Source organism: Pseudomonas sp. ok272, assembly GCF_900109995.1.
Taxonomy (GTDB): Bacteria; Pseudomonadota; Gammaproteobacteria; order Pseudomonadales; family Pseudomonadaceae; genus Aquipseudomonas.
The window spans coordinates 14,560-38,426 of sequence record NZ_FOCB01000024.1 but is presented as its reverse complement, the minus strand read 5'-3'; the positions used below and the strand labels follow the sequence as shown (position 1 = coordinate 38,426).

The 23,867-nt window shown below is 62.5% G+C and carries 21 protein-coding genes and 1 riboswitch; of the genes, 11 read left to right on the top strand and 10 right to left on the bottom strand.

The features are described 5' to 3' along the window. Positions 1 to 617: type VI secretion IcmF C-terminal domain-containing protein (locus BMW74_RS23265; RefSeq protein WP_305881718.1), on the top strand; the 617-nt coding region annotated here is incomplete at its 5' end. Positions 618 to 635: 18 nt separating this feature from the next. Here the strand turns inward: BMW74_RS23265 and BMW74_RS23260 are convergent. Beyond that, a complete protein-coding gene (locus BMW74_RS23260; protein WP_093426477.1) occupies positions 636 to 1,556 on the bottom strand; it encodes a LysR family transcriptional regulator in 921 nt (306 codons plus the stop codon). A 98-nt stretch (positions 1,557 to 1,654) separates the two neighbouring features. Here BMW74_RS23260 and BMW74_RS23255 point away from each other — a divergent pair, with 98 nt between their 5' ends. The 4 genes from BMW74_RS23255 to BMW74_RS23240 all read left to right on the top strand — a co-directional run bounded on the left by BMW74_RS23255 (position 1,655) and on the right by BMW74_RS23240 (position 7,343). Then, positions 1,655 to 2,521, top strand: a complete 867-nt coding sequence (locus tag BMW74_RS23255) for an AraC family transcriptional regulator (RefSeq protein ID WP_093426476.1) — start codon at positions 1,655 to 1,657, stop codon at positions 2,519 to 2,521. A gap of 98 nt (positions 2,522 to 2,619) precedes the next feature. Then, positions 2,620 to 4,449, top strand: a complete 1,830-nt coding sequence (locus BMW74_RS23250; protein ID WP_093426475.1) for a DUF1302 domain-containing protein — start codon at positions 2,620 to 2,622, stop codon at positions 4,447 to 4,449. 12 nt (positions 4,450 to 4,461) lie between these two features. Further along, positions 4,462 to 5,799 carry a DUF1329 domain-containing protein gene (locus BMW74_RS23245; protein ID WP_093426474.1) on the top strand — a complete coding sequence of 446 codons (1,338 nt, stop codon included), beginning with the start codon at positions 4,462 to 4,464 and terminating at the stop codon, positions 5,797 to 5,799. Positions 5,800 to 5,936: 137 nt separating this feature from the next. Continuing rightward, the gene (locus tag BMW74_RS23240; RefSeq protein ID WP_093426473.1) at positions 5,937 to 7,343 is read left to right on the top strand and encodes a DUF1254 domain-containing protein; all 1,407 of its coding nucleotides are present in this window, start codon (positions 5,937 to 5,939) and stop codon (positions 7,341 to 7,343) included. A gap of 226 nt (positions 7,344 to 7,569) precedes the next feature. Here the strand turns inward: BMW74_RS23240 and BMW74_RS23235 are convergent, their stop codons facing one another. Next, on the bottom strand, positions 7,570 to 9,543 hold the full coding sequence (locus BMW74_RS23235) for an alkyl/aryl-sulfatase (protein WP_093426472.1): 1,974 nt from the start codon (positions 9,541 to 9,543) through the stop codon (positions 7,570 to 7,572). Positions 9,544 to 9,778: 235 nt separating this feature from the next. On the opposite strand from BMW74_RS23235, the gene BMW74_RS23230 reads away from it, so the two are divergent. Further along, positions 9,779 to 10,360 (top strand): hypothetical protein, encoded by a 582-nt coding sequence (locus BMW74_RS23230; RefSeq protein ID WP_093426471.1) that lies wholly within the window; start codon positions 9,779 to 9,781, stop codon positions 10,358 to 10,360. A gap of 327 nt (positions 10,361 to 10,687) precedes the next feature. Here BMW74_RS23230 and BMW74_RS23225 read toward each other — a convergent pair whose 3' ends face one another. The 3 genes from BMW74_RS23225 to BMW74_RS23215 form a co-directional block, all read right to left on the bottom strand. Next, positions 10,688 to 12,085, bottom strand: coding sequence for a 2-oxoadipate dioxygenase/decarboxylase HglS (locus BMW74_RS23225; protein WP_093426470.1), 1,398 nt, complete (start codon positions 12,083 to 12,085; stop codon positions 10,688 to 10,690). Positions 12,086 to 12,313: 228 nt separating this feature from the next. Further along, a complete protein-coding gene (locus BMW74_RS23220; RefSeq protein WP_093426469.1) occupies positions 12,314 to 13,252 on the bottom strand; it encodes an alpha/beta fold hydrolase in 939 nt (312 codons plus the stop codon). Positions 13,253 to 13,273: 21 nt separating this feature from the next. Continuing rightward, entirely contained in the window at positions 13,274 to 14,728 is a 1,455-nt protein-coding gene (locus BMW74_RS23215; RefSeq protein ID WP_093426468.1) for a flavin-containing monooxygenase, read from the bottom strand. A gap of 220 nt (positions 14,729 to 14,948) precedes the next feature. Between BMW74_RS23215 and BMW74_RS23210 the strand changes: the two genes are divergently transcribed. Continuing rightward, positions 14,949 to 16,022, top strand: coding sequence for a diguanylate cyclase (locus BMW74_RS23210; protein ID WP_093426467.1), 1,074 nt, complete (start codon positions 14,949 to 14,951; stop codon positions 16,020 to 16,022). Between the two features lie 186 nt (positions 16,023 to 16,208). Here the strand turns inward: BMW74_RS23210 and BMW74_RS23205 are convergent, their stop codons facing one another. From BMW74_RS23205 to BMW74_RS23195, 3 genes are read right to left on the bottom strand one after another with little or no spacing between them, the layout of a single operon-like run. After that, positions 16,209 to 17,129, bottom strand: a complete 921-nt coding sequence (locus tag BMW74_RS23205) for an ABC transporter substrate-binding protein (protein WP_093426466.1) — start codon at positions 17,127 to 17,129, stop codon at positions 16,209 to 16,211. Then, positions 17,122 to 17,487 (bottom strand): (2Fe-2S) ferredoxin domain-containing protein, encoded by a 366-nt coding sequence (locus BMW74_RS23200; RefSeq protein ID WP_093426465.1) that lies wholly within the window; start codon positions 17,485 to 17,487, stop codon positions 17,122 to 17,124. The genes BMW74_RS23205 and BMW74_RS23200 overlap by 8 nt, the downstream gene beginning before the upstream one ends. Further along, the gene (locus BMW74_RS23195) at positions 17,487 to 19,463 is read right to left on the bottom strand and encodes a TonB-dependent receptor plug domain-containing protein (protein WP_093426464.1); all 1,977 of its coding nucleotides are present in this window, start codon (positions 19,461 to 19,463) and stop codon (positions 17,487 to 17,489) included. Before BMW74_RS23195 ends, BMW74_RS23200 begins: the two co-directional genes overlap by 1 nt. 93 nt (positions 19,464 to 19,556) lie before the next feature. Beyond that, positions 19,557 to 19,761: riboswitch (cobalamin riboswitch) on the bottom strand. Positions 19,762 to 20,308: 547 nt separating this feature from the next. On the opposite strand from BMW74_RS23195, the gene BMW74_RS23190 reads away from it, so the two are divergent. Together BMW74_RS23190 and BMW74_RS23185 are read left to right on the top strand one after the other, a co-directional pair. Next, complete coding sequence (locus tag BMW74_RS23190; protein WP_093426463.1) at positions 20,309 to 20,713, top strand: TraR/DksA family transcriptional regulator; 405 nt, start codon at positions 20,309 to 20,311, stop codon at positions 20,711 to 20,713. A gap of 246 nt (positions 20,714 to 20,959) precedes the next feature. Continuing rightward, the gene (locus tag BMW74_RS23185; RefSeq protein WP_093426462.1) at positions 20,960 to 21,145 is read left to right on the top strand and encodes a hypothetical protein; all 186 of its coding nucleotides are present in this window, start codon (positions 20,960 to 20,962) and stop codon (positions 21,143 to 21,145) included. 53 nt (positions 21,146 to 21,198) lie between these two features. On the opposite strand, the gene BMW74_RS23180 is transcribed toward BMW74_RS23185, so the two are convergent. Together BMW74_RS23180 and BMW74_RS23175 are read right to left on the bottom strand one after the other, a co-directional pair. Further along, complete coding sequence (locus BMW74_RS23180) at positions 21,199 to 21,429, bottom strand: hypothetical protein (protein WP_093426461.1); 231 nt, start codon at positions 21,427 to 21,429, stop codon at positions 21,199 to 21,201. A gap of 157 nt (positions 21,430 to 21,586) precedes the next feature. Continuing rightward, the gene (locus tag BMW74_RS23175) at positions 21,587 to 21,835 is read right to left on the bottom strand and encodes a hypothetical protein (RefSeq protein ID WP_093426460.1); all 249 of its coding nucleotides are present in this window, start codon (positions 21,833 to 21,835) and stop codon (positions 21,587 to 21,589) included. A 431-nt stretch (positions 21,836 to 22,266) separates the two neighbouring features. On the opposite strand from BMW74_RS23175, the gene BMW74_RS23170 reads away from it, so the two are divergent. Beyond that, positions 22,267 to 22,716, top strand: coding sequence for a hypothetical protein (locus BMW74_RS23170; protein ID WP_093426459.1), 450 nt, complete (start codon positions 22,267 to 22,269; stop codon positions 22,714 to 22,716). A 137-nt stretch (positions 22,717 to 22,853) separates the two neighbouring features. Beyond that, on the top strand, positions 22,854 to 23,867 hold the full coding sequence (locus tag BMW74_RS23165) for an ABC transporter substrate-binding protein (protein WP_093426458.1): 1,014 nt from the start codon (positions 22,854 to 22,856) through the stop codon (positions 23,865 to 23,867).

The following is a 23,867-nucleotide window of genomic DNA, read 5'->3' as shown; positions in this document are numbered from 1 at the left end:
TGCCGATGCTGGGGCAGATGATCCGCGCCGACTCCGGGCGCCTCGACCAGTTCCTGAGCCAGCAACTGGGTGGCGTCTTGCGCAAGGAAGGCAGCCGCTGGGTGGCCGATCCGAGCCACAGCCAGGGCTTGCGTTTCAACCCGCAGTTCCTCAGCGCGATCAACCAACTCAGCCACCTGGCCGACGTGCTCTACACCGACGGCGGCCTGGGCATGGGTTTTGAACTGCGCGGCAAACCGGTGCGCGACGTGGTGCAGACCACCTTCATCCTCAACGGCGAGCGCCACGAATACTTCAACCAAAAGGAAAGCTGGCAACGCTTCAACTGGCCTGGGCGCAGCGACCACCCGGGCGCCAGTTTGACCTGGACCAGCGTCAAGGCCGGCGAGCGATTGTTCGGTGACTACCAGGGCACCTGGGGCCTGATCCGCTGGCTGGAGCAGGCCAAGGTCACGCCGCTGGACGACGGCGACAGCCGCTACCAGATCGTGCAACGGGCCCCGGATGGCCTGGGCCTGACCTGGCACCTGCGCACCGAATTGGGGGCTGGGCCGATGGCGTTGCTCAAGCTGCGTGGGTTTACCTTGCCGGCGCAGATTTTTCTCAGTGGGCGGTGACAGCGGCGGTGGAAGGCGCTACGGGTGCCCGGTCAGCAAGCGCTCATCCACCGCCAGAATCGCATCCACCATCGCCTGGGCTGCCGGGGTCAGGGAGTGTCCGGCGCGGCTGACCACGCCGTAGTGCAGGTGCAGCCCTGGATCGTCAGCGGGAATGTCGTCGAAGGTCAGCAGGTTGATCGCACCGTTTTGCGCCAACTCATTCAGGGCTTCCAGCGTGGCCAGGCCCACCGCGTCGGAGCGCATGACGACGCGGCAAATGGTGTCGAACTGGGCGCACTCGACGCTGACTCGAAAGTCGGCTTCTCCCTGTGCATCGGCGAGGATTTTGCGGATCATCGGCGGTATCCGCGTGCCCACCACGGGATAGTCGAGTAGTGCACGCAGTGGCAGGCGTTTGTGTGCAGCCAGCGGGTGCCCGGTGCGACAGAAGAAGCGTCCGCGGCGCGGGCGCAGCAGGTGCACGTGGTACTGCGGGTTACCGGTGAAGTAGCGCGCATCGGCCACCAGGAACTCGATCTGTTGCTCCTTGAGCCAGGTCGCCAGTTGTTCCCAGTCGCCTTGATGGAAGCAGGTGCGGATCGCCGGGTGGGCGCTGATGAAATCGGCCAGGGCTTCGGGCACCAACACTTGCGCGGGGTAGGGGCCGCAGCCGAAATGCAGTTCGCCGCCGGTCAGGCCGTTGTACTGCATCAGTTCGTTGTGCAGGGCCTGGCTGCCCGCCAGCAGGCGCCGGGCATGCTGCAGCACCAGTTGACCTTGTCCGGTGAGACGAAACTCGCGGCTGCTGCGCTCGATCAAGGCGCAATCGAGGTCGCGCTCCAGGGTCTGGATGCTGCGACTGAATGCCGGTTGGCTGAGGTTGATCGCCTCGGCAGCGCGGCCGAAGCTGCGGTAATCGGCCAGGGCCACCAGGTGGCGAAGCTGACGAAGATCCATTATGCGTCTCCTGCATGCAGTGGATACTTTTAATGCATTTGATCGATAGCATGCCGGCTGGCATAAGTACAACCCTCGTTTATGAGGAGCGGTCGCTCATGCCGGATCAAACGTTCGCCTCCAGCGCGTTCACACGCACCATTCTCAGCCATGCCCGCCAGGTTGGCCTGTGTGAGGAGCAACTGCTGCAACGCGCCGGTATCCGTCAGTCCTGGCTCGATGATCAGCACCAGCACATCCCGGCACGGCTGGTGGAACAACTGTGGCGTGAGTGCGAGAACGCGGGGGTGGGGCGCAACTTCGGTTGCGAGCTGGTCAACGGCATGGCCACCAGTTGCCTGCAAGGGATGAACATCCTGTTGGATTCGGCGGCCACCTTGCGCGTCAGCCTGAGGTGTTTCACCGACTACTTGCCACGGGTCACCAACCACGTGCTGGCCGAACTCGAGGAGCAGGACAACGAGGCGCGCCTGCACCTGCGCCCGGTCGCGTCTGGCTTGCCGCATTTCTTTGCCCTGGACGCGGCGACCCTGAGCCTGGTGCGCAATATCTCGCGGCGGGTCGGCAAGGCTCCGGCCGAGCTGTTCCGCCGTGTCGACCTGGCGCTCGGGCAGGCGGCCGGGGACTGGCTCAAGGGGCAGGGTATCGATGTTGAAGGGGGCGACCATCCGTGCCTGGTCCTGCCCCGGGCCATGCTCGACTTACCGTTGCTCAGCGCCAATCCGTTCCTGCACCAAAGCATGCTGCGTCACTGGCACGTGGCGGCGCCCCATGAAACCCGCAGCGACAGCCTGGACCTGGCGCGCCACTGGTTGACCGCAGGCGACCAGCCCATTGAGCGCATCGCCGAACGCCTGGGCTATCGCCAGCCGAGCAACTTTATCCGCGCGTTCCGCAAGCAGTTCGGGATCACACCCAAGCAGTTTCGCCTCAGCCACTTCCAGGCGTGTAACGATCACGCCTGAATCGGCAGATGATCATTTTTTGTCCCGCGGCGCTTGCGCCTGTTGTTGGATTGTTGGGCATTTTGACCGGGCTGAGTACATCCGACCGGAGCCTAATAATGATAACAACACGCTCGGCCAACACCCGCGTCCGCCAAGGGCTCGCACGGGTTGGCCAAACACGACCGCAACCGCTTGCTTTCGCGATCCTCGCGGCGATCGCTGCGCCGGCGCAGGCGACCACCTTCGACTTCAACGAGGATTGGAGCCTGTCGACCAAGACCTCGCTGTCGATAGGCAGCAGTTGGTCGACGCAAAGCCCCGACAAGAGCCTGATGACCCGTGCCAACGCGTTGCAAGCGCAAGGTGTGCACGGTGCCAACGGCAGTAGCGTCAGTGCCGATGACAACCGCCTGAACTTCGAAAAGGGCGACCAAATCTCACAGATCTACAAGGGCCTGACCGACCTTAGTCTCGACGGACAAGGGCAGGGCGCCTTTGTGCGCTTCAAGTACTGGTACGACCAGGCCTATGAAAACGGCGAGGGCCGCTTCAAGCAGTTTGACGACTCGGGCTGGGATGACCTGACCAAGTTCAAGGGCTTTGAGACCCTGGATGCCTACCTGTGGAAAGACTTCGTGGTCGCCGACCGCCCGCTGAACGTGAAGGTCGGCAACCAGGTGCTGTCCTGGGGTGAGTCGCTGCTGATCCAGAACGGCATCAACGTCATCAACCCGCTGGACATCTCGGCGTTCAACCGTCCGGGCGTGGAGATCAAGGAAGGCCAGTTGCCGGTGGGCATGGTCTCGTTCAGCTTTGGCCTGACCGATACGGTGAACCTGGAAGGCTTCTACCAATACCAATGGCGCGAAAGTGCGCTCGATGGGTGCGGCACGTTCTTCGCCAGCAGCGATGCGATCCAGAAGGGCTGCGGGCCGCTGTACCTGACCCAGGTACAGACCGACCAGCAGATGCAGAAGGCCGGTTTGTACGCCAGTTCCCGGGGCAATGAAGATCCGTCCGATGGCGGCCAGTACGGCTTTGCGATCCGCAACATGATCCCGGCACTGAACGACGCCGAGGCCGCGTTCTACTACATCAACTACCACTCGCGCCTGCCGTACTTCACCCTCGACGCCAAGGACGTGGGCAAGCCCGGGACCTTTCCCGGCGGCGTGCAGAACCCGAGCTACGCGGCGGCGTTCCCGGAGAACATTCACCTGTACGGCGTCAGCCTCAATGGCGTGGAACCCAACTCCGGGATCTCGCTGGCCGGTGAAATCAGCTACCGCCCGAACATGCCCCTGGCGATCAACGCCCCGGACATCAACGTCGCGGTGATTTCCGGGGCGGCGGGCAGTTCGTGGGTCGACTTGCCGCCAGGCTTCAACACCAACCGTGGCGACCGCTACGACGGCTGGGTGCGCAAGGGCGTGTGGCAGATGACCGGCTCCGCGACCCAGGCCTACGACAACATCCTCGGCGCCACGCGCTTGAGCCTGTTCGGTGAGGCCGGGGTGGTGCACATCGACGACCTGGGTGACGAGCGCCTGGGGCGCAGCGCTGCGTTCGGCCGCAGTGCCCCGAAAAACGGTACGCCGTGCAACACCGTCGCCTCGGGCGTCACCAACCAGTACTGCACCGACAAGGGCTTTGCCACCGAGTGGTCGTGGGGCTATCGCCTGCGCGCCAGCCTTGAGTACAGCGACGTGCTGCCGGGGGTCAACCTGATTCCGGCGGTCAACTGGCGCCATGACGTGTCGGGTTACTCGTACGACCCCCAAGGTCCGTTCCAGGAAGGCCAGCAAGCACTGGGCCTGAGCCTGACCGGTACCTACATGAACGATTACAGCGTGGAAGTGGCCTACAACGCCTTCTTCGGTTCCAACGACTACAGCACCCTGGACGACCGCGATTTTGCGTCGGTCAACTTCAAGGTCGACTTCTAAGGAGTACTGATCATGCGTATGCAATTGTGTGTGCTGGCCCTGGCTTGCGCGGCGAGCCTGGCTCACGCCAAAGGGACTGACTCGGCGGCGCTGGGCAAGACCCTGACGCCGATGGGCTCGGAGATGGCGGCCAACGCCGACGGCAGCATCCCGGCGTGGACCGGAGGCCTGGCAAGCAACGCCGGCACCGTCGACAGCAAGGGCGGCTACAGCGACCCCTATGCCAGTGAGAAACCACTGTTCACCATCACCGCGCAGAACGTGGCGCAGTACCAGACGTTCTTGAGCCCCGGGCAAATGGCGATGTTCAAGCGCTATCCCGACAGCTATACGATGAACATCTACCCGACCCATCGCAGCGCCAACCTGCCCAAGGCGGTGTACGACCAGAGCCGCGAGAACGTCGCCAAGACCAGCATGGCCGATGGCGGCAACGGCCTGCACGACTACGCCCATGGCATCCCGTTCCCGTTGCCGACCCAAGCGCTGGAGGTGATGTGGAACCACATGACCCGCTACCGCGGCGGCAGCTACGAGCGCATCAGCAGCGCGGCACTGGTCCGTGAAAACGGTGCGGTCAGCTTTGTGCGCAACCAGTCGCTGATCAACTTCGCCGACACCATCAGCGGGCTGGAGCCGGGCAACAACGTCCTGTTCATGTTCAAGAGCCGGGTGCTGGAGCCGGCGCGCCTGTCCGGCGAAGCGGTGTTGGTGCACGAACCCATCGACCAGGTGGCCGAGCCGCGTTCGGCCTGGCAGTACCTGCCGGGGCAGCGTCGGGTGCGTCGCGCGCCGATGATTGCCTATGACAACAGCGCCCGTTACAGCAACGGCCTGATCACGGCCGACAACATTGACGGCTACAACGGCGCGCCGGATCGGTTCGACTGGAAACTGATCGGCAAGCAGGAGCTGTACATCCCCTACAACAGCTACAAGATCGGCAGCCACGATCTCAAGTACGACGCGGTGGTCAAGCCCAACCACGTCAACCAGGACCTGGCGCGCTACGAGAAGCACCGCGTGTGGGTGGTGGAGGCCACGCTCAAGCCGGGCGCGCGCCACATCTATGCCAAGCGGCGTTTCTATGTGGACGAGGACAGCTGGCAGATCGCGCAGTCGGACCAGTACGACAGCCGTGGCGAACTGTGGCGCAGTGGCGAGTTGCATGCGATCCAGCACTACGATCACAACTTCACCTACAACGTGCTGGAAACCTCCTATGACCTGATCGCCGGGCGCTACTACGCCGGTGGCCTGGCCAACGAGGAAACCGCGCCCATGCGCGTCGGTTTCCCGGCCAAGACGGACGACTACACCCCTTCGGACCTGCGTCGCTGGGCCAAGTAAGCCCTGCTCGCGAAGCGCGCATCGCCGCCAACCTGTCGCTCGATGGGCTGTTGCGCCTTTACCGGCCGCCACAGCTGGCGCGGGATGGCGGTGGTGCGTTCCCCATCATTGAACCCATTGTGGTCGAGGGCTGAACCATGAATATTCCTTTTAGTCGCCGCCGCCTGCTGGGCGGTTTGAGTGTGTGCGGTGCGGCACTGGCCTGCCCAAGCTGGTTGCTGGCGGCCAGCCAGGTCAATTCGACCGCGCCTGACGCGTTCCGCGCGCTCACCGCCCAGGCGTGGATCTACGCCTATCCCATGCTGATGCACTACCAGACCATGGAAAAGCAGGTGCTGGACCCGGCGGCGGCCGAGTACGTCGGTGGGTTCAATCGCTTTCGTCACTACAGCGAGTTGTACACCCCACAGAACCGCGAAATCGTCACGCCCAACAACGACACGCCGTATTCCTGGGCCTGGCTCGACCTGCGCAGCGAACCCCAGGTTCTGAGTGTGCCGGCGGTGGGCGAGGACCGCTATTACGTGCATCAATTGGTCGATCAATACACCCATAACTTCGCCTACGTCGGGGTGTTGAGCACCGGGCGCGAAGCGGGGGACTACCTGATTGCAGGTCCCGGCTGGCAGGGTGAAACCCCGGCGGGGATCAAGGCCGTGCTGCGCAGCGAAACCGAGATTGTGATGGTGCTGGGGCGCACCGGATTGAATGGCCCTGACGACATGCCCGCGGTGCGCGCCTTGCAGCAGCAATACCGCCTCCAGGCGTTGCACACGTACGCCGGCACCCCGGCCCCCGTCGCGGCGCCGGTGATTGCCTGGCAGGCGTGGGACGCCAAGACCGGGTTGGGCCCGGGGTTTATCCGTCAGCTCAACCAGATCCTCACGCTGTGCCCGACCCACCCCACGGAGCAGGCGCTGCGTGCGCAGTTCATGCAGATCGGCATCGTGCCGGGGCAGGGGTTTGACCTGGCGGCGTTGTCTGCCGAGCAGCGCCAGGCGCTGATGGCCGGCATCCAGGACGCCCAACTGCAGATGAAGACCGAAGGCGCCAAGGTCCGTAGCACCCTGGGTCTGTTCGGTACGCGCGAGGCGATGCACAACAACTACCTCAACCGCGCCCTGGCCGCCTCCCTCGGCATCTATGGCAACAGCGTGCAAGAGGCGTTCTACACCGGCAGCCAGCGGGACAACCAGGGCCAGCCACTGGTGGGCGGCCAGCGCTACCGGTTGCGTTTTGCCCCCGGGCAATTGCCCCCGGCCAGCGAGTTCTGGTCATTGACCTTGTACGACCTGCCGGACCGCCAACTGGTGGCCAATGGCATCGACCGCTACTGCCTGAGCAGCCGCGACCGCCTGCAAACCGACGCCGATGGCGGCCTGGCGTTGTGGGTACAAAGCACCGCCCCCGACCATGGCCAGAGCAACTGGCTACCGGCCCCGGCCAGCGGCGCGTTCACCCTGATCCTGCGCTTGTACGGGCCGCAGGCGCAGGTGATCGACCAGCGCTGGATGATGCCCGGGGTGGAGGTGGTTCCCGCCTAGACCGGCTTGCCGGCGAAGAGGCCGGCACGGCTAGCCCCGCGTTGACTGACCCACCGCTTTCGCGAGCGGGCTCGCTCCCACAAAGGAATCTGGGTTGGGCACAGATGTTGTGTCCACCGAAGACCACGGTGAGAGCGAGACCGGCTTGCCGGCGAAGAGGCCGGCCCATTACGCATAAACCGCCAGGCCGTTTCCGGTCTGGCGGTTGTTTTGCCGCTGCAGTCGATCAGGGTGTGACGATGTTGAACTGGGGGCTGAAGGTGTCGAGGCTGGTGAGCAACTCGCCGAGCTTCTTGCCATTGCCTTCGAGCTTGATCAAGCCTTTCTGGAGGGCGGTGGGGAAGTCGACTTGCTTGAGGCTGATTTGCTCCAGGGTCGATTTGCTCATGCGCACGCTCGCATCGGCCTGGGGATTGTTGCCGGCGCGGTGGGTCAGCACCCCGTTGCGCAAGGTCAGGTTGTACGCCTGCTCGGGGCTCTCGAAGATCCAGTTCAGGGTCAGGTCGTGGCCGACGGCCTTTTCGCTGTCCAGGCGAATGGCCAGGTAGTCGAAGAACATGTCCGGGGTCATCGCCCGTACCATGTCTACCGACACGGAGCTGCCCGTGTTGTTCGGTACACCGTTGCGCAGCTCCATCGCGCCGGTCAGGTACATGTTGCGCCAGGTGGCGTTCTCGCTCTGGTAGCCCAACTGCTCCAGCGCCCGGGCCTGGGCTTCGCGGCCTTCGGCGTTGTCCGGCTCGGCGAAGACCAACTGGTTGCCCAGTTGCGCGGCCCAGCGGTAGTCGCCCTTGGTCATCGCCTCGCGCATCTTGCCCAGCACCGCCTGGGTGCCACCGATGGCATCGACGTAATGCTTGGCGGTCTCCACGGGCGGCAACGGATTGAGGTTGGCCGGGTTGCCGTCATAGAAGCCCATGTAGCGCTGGTACACCGCTCGCGAGTTGTGGCTCAGCGAGCCGTAGTAACTGCGGGTGTACCACTTGTTTTCCAGCTCGCCGGGGAGTTTTTGCATGTTCTGTGCAATCTCCATCGGCGTCATCCCCTGGTTCAACAGGTGCAGGGTCCGGTCGTTGAGGAAGGCGTACATGTCACGCTGATCGGCGAGCAGGGTGCGGATACGTTCGCCACCCCAGGTCGGCCAGTTGTGCTGGGCGAACAACACGTCGGTCTTGGCGCCGTACTGCGTCAGGCTGCTGTCCAGGTAGTGGGACCAGGCCTTGGCGTCGCGCACTTCGGCGCCACGGGGGGTGAGGAGGTTGTGCATCATTTGCGTGGCGTTCTCGGCCATGCACAAGGCGCGCAGCTGCGGCAGGTAAAAATTCATCTCGGCGGGTGCTTCGGTGCCGGACGTCAGTTGGAACTCGAACTCCAGCCCGGCAATGGTGCGGGTTTCCTGCGCCTGGCTGATCAGGTCGGTGGGTTCGATCAGCGTGATGGTGCCACCGCTGGGCACCGTCTTGCCCATGCCGGCATCGACCTGGCCCTTGTCACCGCGAGGCAACAGGCTGCCGAACTGGAACTGGGCCCGGCGGCTCATGGCGTTACCGGCGTAGACGTTCTCGCTCATCACGTGTTCCATGAACCCGGCAGGTGCGTAGACCTTGACCTTGCCAGCCTTGACGTCCGCTTCGTCGATCACCCCGCGCACGCCGCCAAAGTGGTCGACGTGGGTGTGGGTGTAGATCACCGCCACCACCGGCTTGCGCGCGCGGTTCTGGTAGTACAGGTCCAGCGCGGTCTTGGCGGTTTCGGCCATGGTCAGTGGGTCGACGATGATCAGTCCGTCATCGCCTTCGATGATGGTCATGTTGGCCAGGTCCAGGCCGCGCACTTGATAGATCTTCGGGCTGACTTCAAACAGACCGGCGTGGGTGCTGAGCTGGGCCAGGCGCCACAGGCTCGGGTTGACGGTGTCGGGCGCCTGGTCCTTGTCGAGGAAGCGATAGGACGACGTGTCCCAGATCACCTTGCCGTCGGCGGTCTTGATCTGTCCGCTGAACGGCGCGATCAAGCCACGGTCGACCGACTCATAGTCGGTGCGATCGCTGAAGGGCAGTTGCTTGAGTACCGCCGCATTGCTCGCTGCCGTCAGCGGGCTGGCGGCAACGGGGGCCTGGGCGGCGCTGACGGACTGGGCCAGGCAGGCGGTGATCAGGGCGGCCAGCAGGCCGCGAGAGGACAGGGTAAAACGAGGCATGGAGTCTCCTTTCTTATCGTTATGGCTAGACCAGCCTCAAGCTTAGGGTCCGTCCCCACGCCTTGAGCAATCGTCAAACGACAAAAACCATGCAGCAGCCCTCACGTTGCCTCAGGTCGACAGCGCAATGTTTCAGGCGAAGTGCTGATCTGCGTCTATGCTCCCACGGCACATTAGGCTTTAGTCTTTCGACAAGTCGTTACCCATCCAGAATGCTCACAGGGAATGTATCGCCATGAAACTTCATACACTGACCAAAGCCATCATGCTGGCGACCGTGCTGTCCAGCGCTAGCCTCACGGCTTACGCGGCGCAGATTCCGTTGTCGAACGTGGTGCAGGCCGAGCAGGTGAACACCAAGGTTATTTCGGTCGATGCGGCCAATCACGTGGTGGTGGTGGAAGGCGCAGACGGCCAGCCGGTTTCCGTGCAGTTGAGTGACAAGGCCAAAGACCTGGGCAACCTCAAGGCCGGTGACAAGGTGCAGGTCGATGTGATCCGTTCGGTCGCGGTGCTGCTCGACACCACCGTCGACAAGGGTCAGCCGGGCACTGTCGCCCGTGAAGGGGAAGTACGTGCGACAGCGGACAACCCGAATCCGGGCGGCGAAGCCTACCGCCAGGTCAAGGTCGAGCTGCAAATCACCAAGATCGACTTGAAGCACAATCAGGTCACCTTGAAGAATCCAGCGGGCGTGTCCAAGGTGCTGGATGTCAAGGACCCGAAAGTCCAGGCCAAGCTCAAGGACCTGAAAGAGGGGCAGAGCGTGGTGGTGACTTACACCGACGTGCTGAAGGTTTCTACCAGCAAGGGCTAAGGCCAGCGCTGCTGAAAAGCGACCCCCGCCGATACCGCGTTTGCGTTTGAATGATGCTTATCGAATCGGCGGGGTTCGCTTTTTTTCGGTTTGGTGTTTTTTGAAACATGCTGTGCACACTTATTCACGATTTGTCACCAGACATCCCTTGCCGGTTGCATTAACATTTCCCCCGGTTCGCCCAGTGTGGTGGCTCTTTACCAGTGCACGGATTGCCAGGCCAGTGCGCTGGGCGGACTCTTCCCAAAAAGTTCGACAAGCAACATTCAGATGTACAACTTTTTTCCAGCCTCCCGTTTAAATTCCCGTCAGCACACCGCCATTGGCTCACGCCAGTCCTGGCATATCCAACGCCTTGCCACATTCAACGATCGAGCGTTGCTGCGTCTGCGCATACAGCGCCAGCTCATCGATGGTCGAGCGCCCCAACGCCTGCTCGAAGGCGTGTTGGTTGGCGTGTTGCGCATAGTGCGCCTGCGCGCCGTCGCCCAGGTTTGACTGGAAGATCCCTGCCGCGCTGACCGGGAGGAAATCCTCGTACACCAGTGGCTCGACCTTGAGAAACCCGGCCTCGACCAGGCGGTCCAGCGACAAGCCGGCCAGTTCGTCGCGCCCGGCTGCCCGGCCTTGCTCGGTGGTGAAGTAGCGAAAGTACGCCAGGCCCTGTTCGCGCATAGCGGCATAGGTGTCGGGGAAGGCCCGGAAGTGCTCGCTCATCAGTTGGTTGTAGCGTGCGGCGTTGCCTTCGTTGGGGAAGTCCTTGAGTTCATCGCGGGCGGCATTGAGTAGGCGATCGTAGAGGGCACGACCGGCTGGGGTCAGGGCTGCGCCCCGTTGCTCGATCTCGCCGAAGCGCGCGCTGTGGCTGCCGTGGGCCTGTTGTTGGTCGGTGAAGGCGATGGGTTCGTCCAGCGCCTTGAAGCTGGTCTGGCGCAGCAGGATCGGGCACTGGCGCCGGGGCGGGCCTTCGATCACGGCCTTGGGGGTGATGCCATGCACGGGCATCTGGGCCTGCACGATGTCGATGTCCAGGGTGCGCGGGGTCAGGTGATTGATGTGCGGTCCCTTGAACGCGACGACGTCGGCGATCAGGCGATGCTGGGCGCTGAGTTGCTGGTACTGCGCCGCAGTGACCGTGGCGCTGCGGTGCCAGCGGAAGGTCTCCAGCGCGTGCTCGACGAACTGCTGGGTTTGCGACTCGTCGAGGCCGCCGTGTTGCTCGGCTTGGGCGATCAGCTCAAGTGCCTTGGGGGTGAAGATCGAACGCTTGGCCAGTGTCGATTCGGCAAAGGCGCGCAGCTCGGGACTCTCGATCAGCTCCAGGCGCAGCAGCGAGGTGAACACGCGAAACGGACTGACCTGCAACGCGTCTTCATGCACGGCGCGAAAGGCCGTCGAATGCACAGGCACCCCGGCGGGCGTCAGGTCGTAGTAGCCAACGGGTTGCATGCCCATCACCGCGAACAATCGACACAGGGTGGCGAGCTCTTCGCCGGTGCCGACCCGGATCGCACCGTGACGCTCAAGGTCCAGGCGCTCGATTTCACCGGTAGCACGCAACTGCCGGGCAATCGCCGGGTCGCTCTCCAGCACCTGGGCGTTGGTCCGCGCCACCAGTTCCATCAAGGCGCCGTATAGCGGCACTTCTTCGCGGTACATGTCCGACATGGCCCGTGAGAAACGTTGGCGGATCAGGTCGGGGCTGACGAAGTTGGGGTTGCTCATAAGTCGGGTCCTGGCGCGGCGACACAAGTGTGGGGCGATTCTGTTGGGCTTGCCCAAGGCATGCAAACGACGTTTTCTCTGAACTTCATTCTGTACAGGACTGCTGGCAAGGCCCACCCCATAACCCCTGGAGCGAGCCTGCTCACGATAGCGTCAATACAGTCAACAGCGGTGGTGAATGGGTCGGCCTTTTCGCGAGCAGGCTCGCTCCCACAGAGGATCAGGCCTTTACTGCTGTTGGGGGGCCAATGCCTGGAGAAAGTCGTGGTACACCTGCGCAGTGCGCCCTGGGCGCTCGACCATGGGCATATGACCGATGCCGTCCCAGATTTCCATCCGCACGCTTGCAAGGCCCTTGGCCCAGACCTGGGCGCTACTGACGTGCAGCAAGCGGTCTTCCCGGCCCCATAACAGCAGGGCGGGGGCGCGGATGTCATGCAGGTGGCTGCCGATGGGTTGGCTGGCGTGGAAGTCTTCGAAGATCTCCGCCAGCTCATCGCGTCGCCGTTGATAGCGCTCGGCCAAGGCCGCCAGCACTACCGCCGGCACCCAGGGCGGCGATGCCATGGTCATGGCGTAGAACTGCGCGAATTCCGCGCCCGAGTGAATCAGGAACGGGTTGCTGCCGTGCGCCAGCATGCGCTCCATGTCGCTGGGCTCGGGAGAACTGAGGCCTGCGGGATCGATCAGGGCGAGGGAGGCCACGCGCTCGGGGTGGGTCGCGGCAAGCCAGGCGGCGATGTAGCCACCCATGGAGTTGCCGATCAGGTGAACCGTGTCTACCTGGCAGGCATCGAGCAACTGGATCAACCGCTGCGCCTGGGTCGGGATGTCGTAGCCGCCACCGGCCTTGAACCCGGTTTCGCCATGGCCCGCCAGGTCGGGAATGATCACCCGGTAGTCATCGACAAAGTGCCGGGCGAAGCGCAGCCAAATGGTCTTGTCGCAGCTGTAGCCATGCAGCATCAGGATCGTTTTTTCTGCCGTCGCCGGACCGCCCAGGTACGTGACCATGCCCATCTCGGCAATGGGCACCGTGACCTTGCGCAAGTGATACATGCGCGCCTCCAGGGCCATGCTGGCGTTGTAGAGCAGATGGCCGATACGCGGCCAGGTGCGCCAGATCCAGAGGAGCAACAGCAGGACAGCGATCAGCAGTAGATACATGGGGTTCTCCTTGCGCAGGGGTCAAGACAGGATGTGGTCGGCCAGCTTCACGCGTCGGGTCAGTTGGTAGTAGCTGAAGCTGAACCCGGGGAACAGTGCGATCACGTGGCCGCTACGGCTTTGGTACCAACTGTGGCAGCCGCCGGACTTCCACACGGTGCGTTGCATCTGCTGGTGGATCATCCGGGTGTAGGCGCTCTCGGCCTCCTGGCGCACTTCGATGCTGCGCAGCGCCTGGGCCTTGAGGGTGCGCAGGCAGCCGAGGATGTAGTTCATCTGCGATTCGATGATGAACAGCGCCGAGGTATGGCCGATGCCGGTGTTGGGCCCCAGGATCATGAACAGGTTGGGGAAACCGGGCAGGCTGGTGCCCAGGTAGGCGCGGGGGTAATGCGCCCAGGCGTCGGCGAGCAGGGCGCCGCCCTTGCCGCGTACCGGGTAGGGTATTGCGCCGTCGGTGGCGTCGTAGCCGGTGGCCCAGACGATCAAGTCGAGGTCGATGTGCTGGCCATCCACGGTGTTGATGCCGGTTTCATCGAGGGAGGTAATGCCCTGTTCGCGACCGTGCACGCTCACGTTGTCCCGGGACAACGCCGGGTACAGGGTGCTGGAGAGGATCACGCGCTTGCAGCCGAAGGTGAAATCCGGGGTCAGCGTTTGCCTCAGGTGTTCGTCCGGCACCTGCTGCTTGAGGTGCTTGAGCGCTTTTTGCTGCACCAGCTTGAGGGCGATGCGGGAGTACTTGAAGGCGATCACCCGGGATTCGAACTGCCAATAGATCAGCCAGCGCAGCAGCGTATAGGCCGGCTTGATGCCCAGCAGCCAGCGCTGGAATCGCCCGAAACGGCGGTCGGCGCGGGGCAGTACCCAGTGCGGGGTGCGCTGGAACACATGCAAGTGCGCGACATCGGGCGCGAGGGCGGGAATGATTTGCGCGGCACTGGCACCGCTGCCGACGATGGCGACGCGCTTGTCGCGATAGTCGTAGGCGTGGTCCCAGGCATTGCTGTGAAACTGCCGCCCGGCAAAACGCTGCAGGCCCTCGAAGGACGGGACCAACGGTTGGCTCAGCGGCCCCGAGGCATTGATCAGGAACGCGGCGCAGAAGGTGCCTTGGCTGGCGGTGTAGACCCGCCAGTGGCGCTGCTCGTCGTCCCATTCGACGCGTTCGACCAGCGCCTGTAGCTGCACCTTGTCCCGCAGTTGGTAGCGGTCGGCGACGTGTTGGGTGTAGCGGTGCAGTTCGGCCTGTTCGGCGAACAACCGGGTCCAGGGGTACGGGGCAAACGACAGCGAATACAACGGGGAAGGGACATCGACCGCAGCGCCGGGGTACGTATTCTGACACCAGGTGCCGCCAAAAAAATCGCGCCGTTCCAGGATCCGGAAGTCCTCGATACCGGCCTTGAGCAGATTGACGGCTGCACATTGGCCACCAAAACCGCTACCGATGATCAGCACGTGATAGGTCTGCATGGGCCCCCTTTCTTATGGTTATGGGTGTACGTACTGGCAAGCGTCGCCACGCCCCTGTCATTTATAGCCAAACTTTCGACAATAGGCGGTCTGGCGCGACAGTTTTGCCTGCCGGGCGGTGATGGCTAATTGACGTCACCCTGTTAGACTCCGGGCATCCCTTTCAACACCTTTGGCTATTGTTTGTTTCGATCAGCCGCTTTGAGGAGCTTTGGCTTCTATGCAACGTATTGGAGGAAAGGGGCTTTCGTTGGCGAGGAGGCTCTACACGTCGCGGATGTTTGGGTTGGTCCTGGGATTGTTGTGTGTGGGGGCTGCGGTCATTCCACTCAACCCGCCGGGCTGGTTGCTGGTGTTGATGTTGTTCAATGCATTTGCCTGGCCCCACCTGGCCTATCAACTGGCATGCCGCTCACAATCGCCGTACCACGCTGAGTATCGCAACCTGCTGGTCGACTCGTTCATGGGCGGCTTCTGGGTCGCGGCGATGCAGTTCAATCCACTGCCCACCGCGACCGCGCTGTCGATGATGGCGATGAACAACGTCGCCATCGGCGGTGTGCGCTTTCTATTGATTGGCGGTGTGGCGCAGGCATTGGGTATGGGCCTGGGGTTGTTGGTGTTCTTCCCGGCGTTCATTCCCCGCACCAGCGCGCTGCAGATGTATGCCTGCATGCCGTTGCTGACCTTGTATCCCTTGGCGCTGGGGTGGATCTGCTTTCGCCAGACCCATGCGCTGGGGCGCAGCAAGCGTGAGCTGTTGGCGTTGAGCCGCACCGACAGCCTGACGGGGCTGTTGAACCATGGCGCCTGGAAGGATGCGCTGGACATCGAGTTCCAGCGCTGCCAGCGCCAACGTCGCGGCGGGGCGATTGCCTTGATCGATATCGATCACTTCAAGAGCATCAACGATACCTATGGTCATGTGGCCGGCGATAGGGTGCTGCGGCAGCTGAGTAAGATCTTCAAGCAGAACTTGCGGGCCACGGACGTTGCCGGGCGCTATGGCGGCGATGAGTTTTGCGTGATTCTGCCTGATGTCCCGCTGGCTCATGCGGTCAAGGCGATGGATGCGCTGCGGGATCGGTTTGCGGGGTTGGGTTATGAGCAGAATCCGGAGTTGAAGGTCAGTTTGAGTATTGGTCTGGCGGCGTTCAATCCGATGCATGACGATGCGACGCAGTGGCTCAATGATGCTGACCTAGCGTTGTATGCGGCCAAGACGACGGGCCGCAATCGGGTGATTTGTCATGCCGATGGGTTGGTGCAGCGGGTGGCGATGGGGGAGGCTTGAGGGCGCCGGGGTTGATTCCTTTGTGGGTGCGAGCCTTCCAGGCGGCTCATCTTTAGCGGCTGTCCTCGGCCCCACTGTGGGAGCGAGGGCGGCTTGCCGGCGAAGGCGGCAGCGCATTCACCACCGATGTTGACGGTGCTGACGCGTTCGCGACGGTGCGGCGATCCGACAAGCTCGCTCTCGGCCCTACGGTGCCTGGATCTGTTTGAAGCGTTGCGCCAGTTCCAGTGCCACTCGGCCGCTGGCCAGGGTGGGGACGAGGTGGGCGAAGGGGATGTCGATCAGGTGGTTTTGTTTCACGGCGCGCAGTTGTGAGAGGACGGGGTCGCGGGTCAGTAGTTGGCGTTTGCGGCTGGCCGGGGACCAGACGGCGTCGGCCAGGAGGATGACGTCGGGGTCGCTGTCGAGTAGGGTTTCGCGGCTGATGCTCAGGCGTGCAATGTCGACGTCGCCGAAGGTGTTGCGGGCGCCGGCGGTGCTGAGCAGGGTGGTGATGAAGCCGTTCTTGCCGACGCTGTGCAGGCCGTCTGCTTCACTGTCCAGGTAAAACACCGACAAGGGCTTGGCGCTGCCGTGCAAGGCCTGGGTCGCTGCCAGGTCGGTGTCCAGAGCAGCGATCAAGTGTTGGGCCTGTGCTTGGCGTTGTACCAGGGCGCCCAGGGTGGTCAGGTCGTGGCGGATGTGTTTGAAGAAATCGCGCGAGCGCGAGGCGCAGCCCGATTCCATCAGGTAGCTGGCGATGCCCTGGCTGGCCAGGACCGGGCGCGAGCTCAGGTGTGGGGCGAACGCCGAGGCGAAGCCGCCGACCACTAAGTCGGCCTGCTGGGCGTAGAGCACCTCGGCCGAGGGATAGAGTTTGGAGATCACCGGCACGCCCCGGTACGCCCCGTGCTCGATGGCGGCGCCGTCGTCGTCGATGTAGGCGATGCCGATCAGTGTGGGTCCCACGCCGAGCGCCAGCAGGGTGTCGGCGCTGTGCTGGTTGAGGGCGACGATCCGCTGCGGCGGGCGGTCGATGGTCCGGGCCTTGCCGCAGTTTTCATAGGTCTGCGCCACGGCCGGCACTGTTGCGGCCAGGCAGGAGGCAACCAATAGCCACCTAAACATCCGTCGTGTCTCCTGCAACGGGGCGCAGCAGCAGGTCAACCACCGGCTGGCCGCCGGACAGATGTTCGACCACCAGCCGCTGCACCTGCTGGTCAGTGCGCACCCCATACCAGCAGCGGTCCGGGTAGACGGTGAGGACCGGGCCCAGGTTGCAGGGGAACTGGCAGTTGGTCCGGGTCAGCAACACACCTGCGGGCGTCTCGATCAGGTCCCGTGCCAGCAACTCCCGGCGCAAGGTCTTCCACAGTTGTTGCGCGCCCTTGCGCGTGCAGCGCGGACCGGTGCACAGAAACACCTGGCGCGCGTGCTCGGGGAGGGTTGACCAGGCCGGGTCGTAGTCCTTCTCGGTGCTGCCCATCAGAAGCGATACGTGTAGCGCGCTTGCGCGGTGAACGGGCGGCCGAGGTTGTCCACCGACGGATTGGAGCTGGTCATGCTGGTGGCGTAGTCCCGGTCGAACAGGTTCTCCACCAGCAGGCTGACGCGATGGGCATGGGCGCCGTCGAGGTAGCGGTAGGCGTCGGCGTCGATCACCGAGTAATGGCCGTAGTCGATGTCTCTGGAGCTGACGATGTCGCGAATGTAGCGGATCGCTGCGCCGGCACCCCACCGGCGGTTGTCGGACTCGTAGCCCAGGCGTGAGCGGGCGAAGAAGCTGGGGATGTTGCTGAGGGTCACGCCGTTGCGGCCTTCCACCAGGTTGCGGGTCATGTCCGCTTGCAGGTGCCATTGGTCATTGAGTTGCCACTGGCCGTCGACCTCGATCCCGCGCACCAGGATCTCGCCATCACCGTTGACCCACTGGTCGCCGTCGAGGCTGATCATGTCGTCGATTTCCCGGCGAAAGCCGGTGACGCTGGCGCTGAAGGTGCGGTCCAGCAGTGTTCCCTTGTAGTCCAGGCCCAGCTCGGCGTTGCGGCTTTTCTCGGCCTTGAGGTGGGGGTTGCCCATCTCGTCGCCCGGTTCGTTGACGTACAACTGCTCGGCGTTCGGCAGCTTGTAGGCGGTGCCGAACTGGCCGCGCACGGCCCAGTTGTCGCTCAGGTCGTAGAGCGAGGTGATCATCCCTACGGTGGCGCTTTCGCCGCCGCTCAGGTGTTCCTGGCGCACGCCGATGCTCGGGTGCCAGTCGGGCAGGGACTCGAACACCGGGCGCAACTGGGTGTACAGCGCGTGGGCTTCGGCCTGCTCGTTGTCGATCACCATCACATCGTCCTGGCCCTTGAACCACTGGTTGTCCGTACCGAACACCAGCACATGCCCACCGGGCAATTCGGCCTTGCCTTCGGCTTGCAGGCCCCAGTCGGTGAAGCCCCAGTAGTCGTTGTCATTGAGGGTCCGGGTGCCGCCGCCTTCCAGGTTATAGACGCGGGTGTAGCGGGTGTCCCAATCGTTGATGTGACCTTTGACGAAGTAGCTCAGGCTTTGGTTGACGCGCTGTTCGAAGGTGGCGGTGGCGATCTGTTGCACGCGGTCGTTGGTGGTGTGGCGGTTGTCGGTGGGACGGGCGAAATCCAGGTTGGCATCGGTGTACTGGTAGAACAACTCCAGGCGCGCGTCATCGGCAAAGGCCTGGGTCGCCTTGGCGCCGAAGGTCGAGACGTCGTAGCCGCGCTTGCGGTCGGTGGCGGTGGCGCTCATGTCGCTGCTGCGAAACGGCTGGTAGCCATCGGACACGTTATGGCTGACGTAGGCCAGCAGGCCGAGGTCGCCCAAGCCATTGCTGAGGATCTTCTCGACACGGGCGTCAGCACTTTTACCCATGAAGGTGTCCAGCCCCAGGTTGATTTCGCCGCTGGCTTTGCGGGTCTGGGCGCTGCGGGTGACGATGTTGATCACCCCGGCGACGGCCTGGGTGCCGAACAGCAGGCTCTGGCCGCCCTTGAGCACTTCGATGCGCTCGATGGTGTTGGCCGGCAGGGTGTCCAGGTACAGGCCGCCGTACAGGCGGTTGTTCAGGCGCACGCCGTCGAGCAGGATCAGGGTGTCGTCGTTGCGTCCGCCCAGGAGGGAATAGGTGCCGTAGTCGAAGGGGCCGTTCTTCGGCGCGACGTAGAGGCCGGGGACCGACATCTGCAACACGCGGGTGATATCGGCATCAGGGCCGGCGCGCTCGATCTGTTCGCGGTCGATGATCTCGACCTTGCTGCCGTAGCGGGCCATTTCGGCGACGGTGGTGGATTCCACCGAGGGTGCGCTGACGATTTGTCGGTCGAGGGTCACGGGGCCGTCGTCGGCCAGGAGCGCCGGGCTGACAAACCAGAGCAGGGCGCCGCAGGCACGCAGTCGCGCAGGCCGTGTGCCTGGGGAAAAAGAGGTTTGAGTCTGAGTCATTGTTGGTCTTCTCGAAAAGAATCTTCGCAGAAGCACGCAAGAGAAAGTACCGGACACGCGCCAATACCGGCCCATGCCCGCCCACCGCAGGTTTGCCAAACAGAAATTCCAGGCCGGTCTCCGGGCTTGCGAGGCTTGAAGCGTTCACCTTCCCAGGCCCTGAGGCCCAGTGGTGTATCGAACGCGTCACTCGCTTACCGTTGCGGGGGCAGCACCGGACTAACCCTTGAAGGGCGCACCGGTTTCCCGTTTCACCCCATGCACAGCGGCATGGGACACCTGAAACTGGGCGCATCTGAACACTCGGGTGACCGTTCGTCAAATGCGCTGTTCAATTGAGACGGGGGAAGGATGCACGTGCAGGGAGCGGATGTGTGTGCGTCGTAGGCCAAGGTGGGAGCGAGCAGGCTCGCGCCACAAAGGTTGTGTGTTCACTGGCGGATCAGGGTGCAAGCGGCTCCCCATCCGCGCATGCGATGGATCATCTGAGTGCATGGAGTGCGATGAGTTCTTGCAACCTCAGCGCCGGCAAACATCCTCCGAGGGACTAGTCGCTGGCGGTCGAAAAGGCCAGTTGTCTTCTATATACCGCCGCTGGAGGGAATTTCTTGCTATAAACGCACTCCGATGCACGCCTGAAGCTTGCCGTAGAGCAAATTAAGGGCATTGCCAGACCAATTCCCTGTCTTTTCGGTTGCTGAGGCATCAACTCGGCCTTAGACTGCCGCCCCTCGTAAATTGAGTGCCGGGTGGCGCTTGGAATGTACGTTGCCTTTGCGAGACCCCACCGGTCGACCGGAACGCTCCCTGATTCGCCTTAATGCACGTTTTTTATAGAGATACCAATGACCAAGGATAAGTTGCTGGCCATGCCGGCGGATGACTACATGAATGCCGAGCAACACGCTTTCTTCTCCGAGCTGTTGCAGTCCATGAAAGTCGAAACCCATGAGCGTATCGAACAGAACCGAATCGCCATTGAAAGCCTGGACACCCCGGCGGACCCGGCAGACGCCGCGTCGGTCGAAGAAGAGCGCACCTGGTTGGTGAACGCCATTGACCGCGATCAGCGCATGCTGCCGCAACTGGAACGTGCCCTGGAACGCATCGGCGACGATAGCTTTGGCTGGTGTGACGACAGCGGCGAGGCGATTGGCCTCAAGCGCCTGCTGATCAGCCCGACCACCAAGTACTGCATCGAAGCTCAAGAGCGTCACGAGCAAATCGACAAGCACCAGCGTCAGGCCTGATTCATACCGACAGCCCGCAACCTGGCTGTCTTAAAAGATCGCTGCCTGCCAGCCCTTCTGCGCGATGACGCGTTGAGGGTGTGGTAGGCGGCGATCTTTGCATTCGTGTGTCTGACACTTCAGTGAGTCGCGCGGATTGTTGCAGTCTGCGCAAGAAAGCAGTGCAGGTACGCGGCTATGTTCATCCTCGGGGATTCATTAATATGCCTGTATCGTTAGGTGGCTAATGAAATTTCGAGCGTGCTTATGCAAGGCAAAGTCGATGTTGCGGTGATGATTGGCACAGGTGTGCCGGCTGGATTGCGGGCAAAGGGGCAAGGTGTGTGCTGGGTTGTGTTGCTCAACGGCGAACAGCGCGGGACGGCGTTTGCCAGCCGCCAGGAAGCGGAGGAGTGCAAGGCGGCTTGGCTGGCACAACTGAGTGCCGCGTAGCCAGCAGCCTGGCTGCATGAGGGGATGAGCAGGCCCGGAGGGTGGCCGTTCGATCAGGCTTTCAGTGCACCTTCATCCACGGCCAGCTTCAAGGCCTTGGCCGATTCCCTGGCAGCGACTGCCGCCGTGTCCGAGGACTTGAACCAGCGGTCTTTTTCCACCTGGTGGTAGGTGACGGCGGACAGTGGCGGTTTGGCGCGCATTACAATGACGGCCTGGAATTCACCATCGACTTCCCTGGCTTCACCCCGAATGTAAAATTCGCCGATATCAAATTCCGTCACGTGCGCCTTCCCTTGGAAATTATTCTGTTGTTTCAAGGCAACCCGTAGGACGAGCCCGCTTTGAATGGTCGGGCAGTATGGCAGTTGTTGCGAGCGGGTGGCGCAGTTATGTCAATGAGATGACGAAACGCCTGCGCCGCCGCGGGTGAGGGCTGAGTCAGTGGCTTGCTTCCAGGTTGCGAGCGAGGGCGCAGGCCTCGTTATGGTCTGCGCGGAAACCTCTTACGCGACCAGTGGCGGTTTCCTTAATATGAAAAAAACGGTTTCCTGCAAGTATTACCTGATAACGCTGGCGCCCAGGTGCTTGCAGGGTGTTGCCGGGGTGGACGAACACCTCGTGAATAGGCGGTTGTAGCGTGTTGGCGCTGGTGTTTATGGGCTGTTGAGCCAGATTCTGTGCATTCATCTGAAGTCCCTTTCTATGGTGCGCTGAGTACAGCGCGTCGTTTTCAGTGGTCTAGAGGTGCATGGCTGCTCTAGAATTGCCCTCGCTGGCGGGAGGCTGGTGCCCATCTAAAGCAATTTTCTTCGAGCGATATGTCAGAAAAATGCTTTTCTCAAGGCGTTTTGTCTCTGATATTGGTAATCCAACAATCTCTGGCTGTTGGAAGTCCGTTTTCTCTCAACATCTGACGACCTTCTGAGAAGACGGTGGCAGTAGCCAACCAGTAATCTGCTTCTGCTCGGTGATGAAGTGCTTTGCGGCGACTTCACGCGTTCAGCCTGAACCATTGATGCGATATTTTTTGGTACGGCCCTTTTTTGTGCTGCTTGTTTTCTGTAGGCAGTGTCATTTTCTGATGTGGGGATGTTTCCTTGGCAGTAAGTAATCTCGATATGCATGCGTTGTTCGTACTCGGTGATCTGCGGGCAAAGCTGGTTAAACAGTTTCAATCGCGCTTTGTCTATGTCACCGAGCAGTCCCCGGAAGGTATCTACGTCGCGGAGATCGATACCGAGTCTGCCCTGGTGGTGGACGACAAGCAGCGCCTTGAACTCAAGGTCGGTGATCATTTTCGCGCCGCCGTATTGCCCAGCCGCGAAGGTGGCAAGTTGGAGATCAAGTTTCGCGAGATCAAACTGACGGTCTACGGTTTGGGCGATTACGCGTTTGTCACCACGGCCGATGGGCATGCCATTGTGTTCAAGGAAGGTCACAGCGTGGTGACGGTGTTCGCGGCCCACGAGCAACTGCAGGAAGGCCTGACCAAGACCCTCAAAGCTGTCACGGCCAAGGTTGCGAAGTGGAGCAAAGGCGAACTGGTGAAGTTCAAGGCCAGCGAGTAACGAATCACTCAGTAACACCCCGTCCTCGAAGAAACAGGAACCTCTACTACAGTCAATGGACTCAAGTAGCGCCAGGGCTTGTGACATTAAGCACAACGCCGTCCTGTTATTGCTGTGAACAGCACGAGGTGCAATGCATGAAAGGATTTCGACGGCTGTTGGTCAGCCTATTGACCACGCTCAGTGTGTGGGCATCGCCGGGTATGGCCTCCGCCGCCCAGGCCCCGATCCACTTCGCGGACCTGAATTGGGAAAGCGGCAGCCTGATCACCGATATCCTGCGAATCATCGTCGAGAAGGGCTACGGCCTGCCGACGGACACCCTGCCAGGGACGACGATCACCCTGGAAACCGCGCTGGCCAACAATGACATCCAGGTCATTGGCGAAGAATGGGCCGGTCGCAGTCCGGTATGGGTCAAGGCTGAAGCCGAAGGCAAGGTGGTGAGCCTGGGCGACATCGTCAAGGGCGCCACTGAAGGGTGGTGGGTGCCGGCGTATGTGATCAAGGGCGACCCAGCCAAGGGCATCAAGCCCCTGGCGCCGGACCTGCGCAGCGTCGCGGACCTGCCGCGCTACAAAGACGTGTTCAGCGACCCCGAGACCCCCGGCAAGGGGCGGTTTCTCAACAGCCCCATCGGCTGGACCTCGGAAGTGGTCAACCAGCAGAAGCTCAAGGCCTATGGGCTGAGCGACAGCTACGTCAACTTTCGCAGTGGCTCGGGTGCGGCGCTGGACGCCGAGATCACCTCATCGATCCGCCGTGGCAAGCCGATTCTGTTCTATTACTGGTCACCCACGCCGTTGCTGGGGCGCTACACGCTGATCCAGCTGCAAGAGCCGCCCTTCGACGCCGAGGCCTGGAAAACCCTGACCGACCCCAACAACCCCAATCCCAAGCCCAGCCGTTCCCTGGCCTCCAAGCTATCGATTGGGGTGTCTGCGCCGTTCCAGCAGCAATACCCGCAGCTCGCCGCGTTCTTCGCCCAGGTCGATCTGCCCATCGACCCGCTGAACAAGGCTCTGGCCGAGATGAGTGAGCAACATACCCCGCCACGCCAGGCCGCCGAGGCGTTCATGCGCGCGCACCCGGATGTCTGGCGCGCCTGGTTGCCCAAGGACGTAGCGGACAAGGTGGCGGCTAGCCTGTGA

Bases quoted from the DNA above. Each gene is read 5' to 3' on its own strand.
- BMW74_RS23260 (WP_093426477.1), bottom strand. From the start codon at position 1,556: ATGGATCTTCGTCAGCTTCGCCACCTGGTGGCCCTGGCCGATTACCGC.
- BMW74_RS23255 (WP_093426476.1), top strand. From the start codon at position 1,655: ATGCCGGATCAAACGTTCGCCTCCAGCGCGTTCACACGCACCATTCTC.
- BMW74_RS23250 (WP_093426475.1), top strand. From the start codon at position 2,620: ATGATAACAACACGCTCGGCCAACACCCGCGTCCGCCAAGGGCTCGCA.
- BMW74_RS23245 (WP_093426474.1), top strand. From the start codon at position 4,462: ATGCGTATGCAATTGTGTGTGCTGGCCCTGGCTTGCGCGGCGAGCCTG.
- BMW74_RS23240 (WP_093426473.1), top strand. From the start codon at position 5,937: ATGAATATTCCTTTTAGTCGCCGCCGCCTGCTGGGCGGTTTGAGTGTG.
- BMW74_RS23235 (WP_093426472.1), bottom strand. From the start codon at position 9,543: ATGCCTCGTTTTACCCTGTCCTCTCGCGGCCTGCTGGCCGCCCTGATC.
- BMW74_RS23230 (WP_093426471.1), top strand. From the start codon at position 9,779: ATGAAACTTCATACACTGACCAAAGCCATCATGCTGGCGACCGTGCTG.
- BMW74_RS23225 (WP_093426470.1), bottom strand. From the start codon at position 12,085: ATGAGCAACCCCAACTTCGTCAGCCCCGACCTGATCCGCCAACGTTTC.
- BMW74_RS23220 (WP_093426469.1), bottom strand. From the start codon at position 13,252: ATGTATCTACTGCTGATCGCTGTCCTGCTGTTGCTCCTCTGGATCTGG.
- BMW74_RS23215 (WP_093426468.1), bottom strand. From the start codon at position 14,728: ATGCAGACCTATCACGTGCTGATCATCGGTAGCGGTTTTGGTGGCCAA.
- BMW74_RS23210 (WP_093426467.1), top strand. From the start codon at position 14,949: ATGCAACGTATTGGAGGAAAGGGGCTTTCGTTGGCGAGGAGGCTCTAC.
- BMW74_RS23205 (WP_093426466.1), bottom strand. From the start codon at position 17,129: ATGTTTAGGTGGCTATTGGTTGCCTCCTGCCTGGCCGCAACAGTGCCG.
- BMW74_RS23200 (WP_093426465.1), bottom strand. From the start codon at position 17,487: ATGGGCAGCACCGAGAAGGACTACGACCCGGCCTGGTCAACCCTCCCC.
- BMW74_RS23195 (WP_093426464.1), bottom strand. From the start codon at position 19,463: ATGACTCAGACTCAAACCTCTTTTTCCCCAGGCACACGGCCTGCGCGA.
- BMW74_RS23190 (WP_093426463.1), top strand. From the start codon at position 20,309: ATGACCAAGGATAAGTTGCTGGCCATGCCGGCGGATGACTACATGAAT.
- BMW74_RS23185 (WP_093426462.1), top strand. From the start codon at position 20,960: ATGCAAGGCAAAGTCGATGTTGCGGTGATGATTGGCACAGGTGTGCCG.
- BMW74_RS23175 (WP_093426460.1), bottom strand. From the start codon at position 21,835: ATGAATGCACAGAATCTGGCTCAACAGCCCATAAACACCAGCGCCAAC.
- BMW74_RS23170 (WP_093426459.1), top strand. From the start codon at position 22,267: ATGCATGCGTTGTTCGTACTCGGTGATCTGCGGGCAAAGCTGGTTAAA.
- BMW74_RS23165 (WP_093426458.1), top strand. From the start codon at position 22,854: ATGAAAGGATTTCGACGGCTGTTGGTCAGCCTATTGACCACGCTCAGT.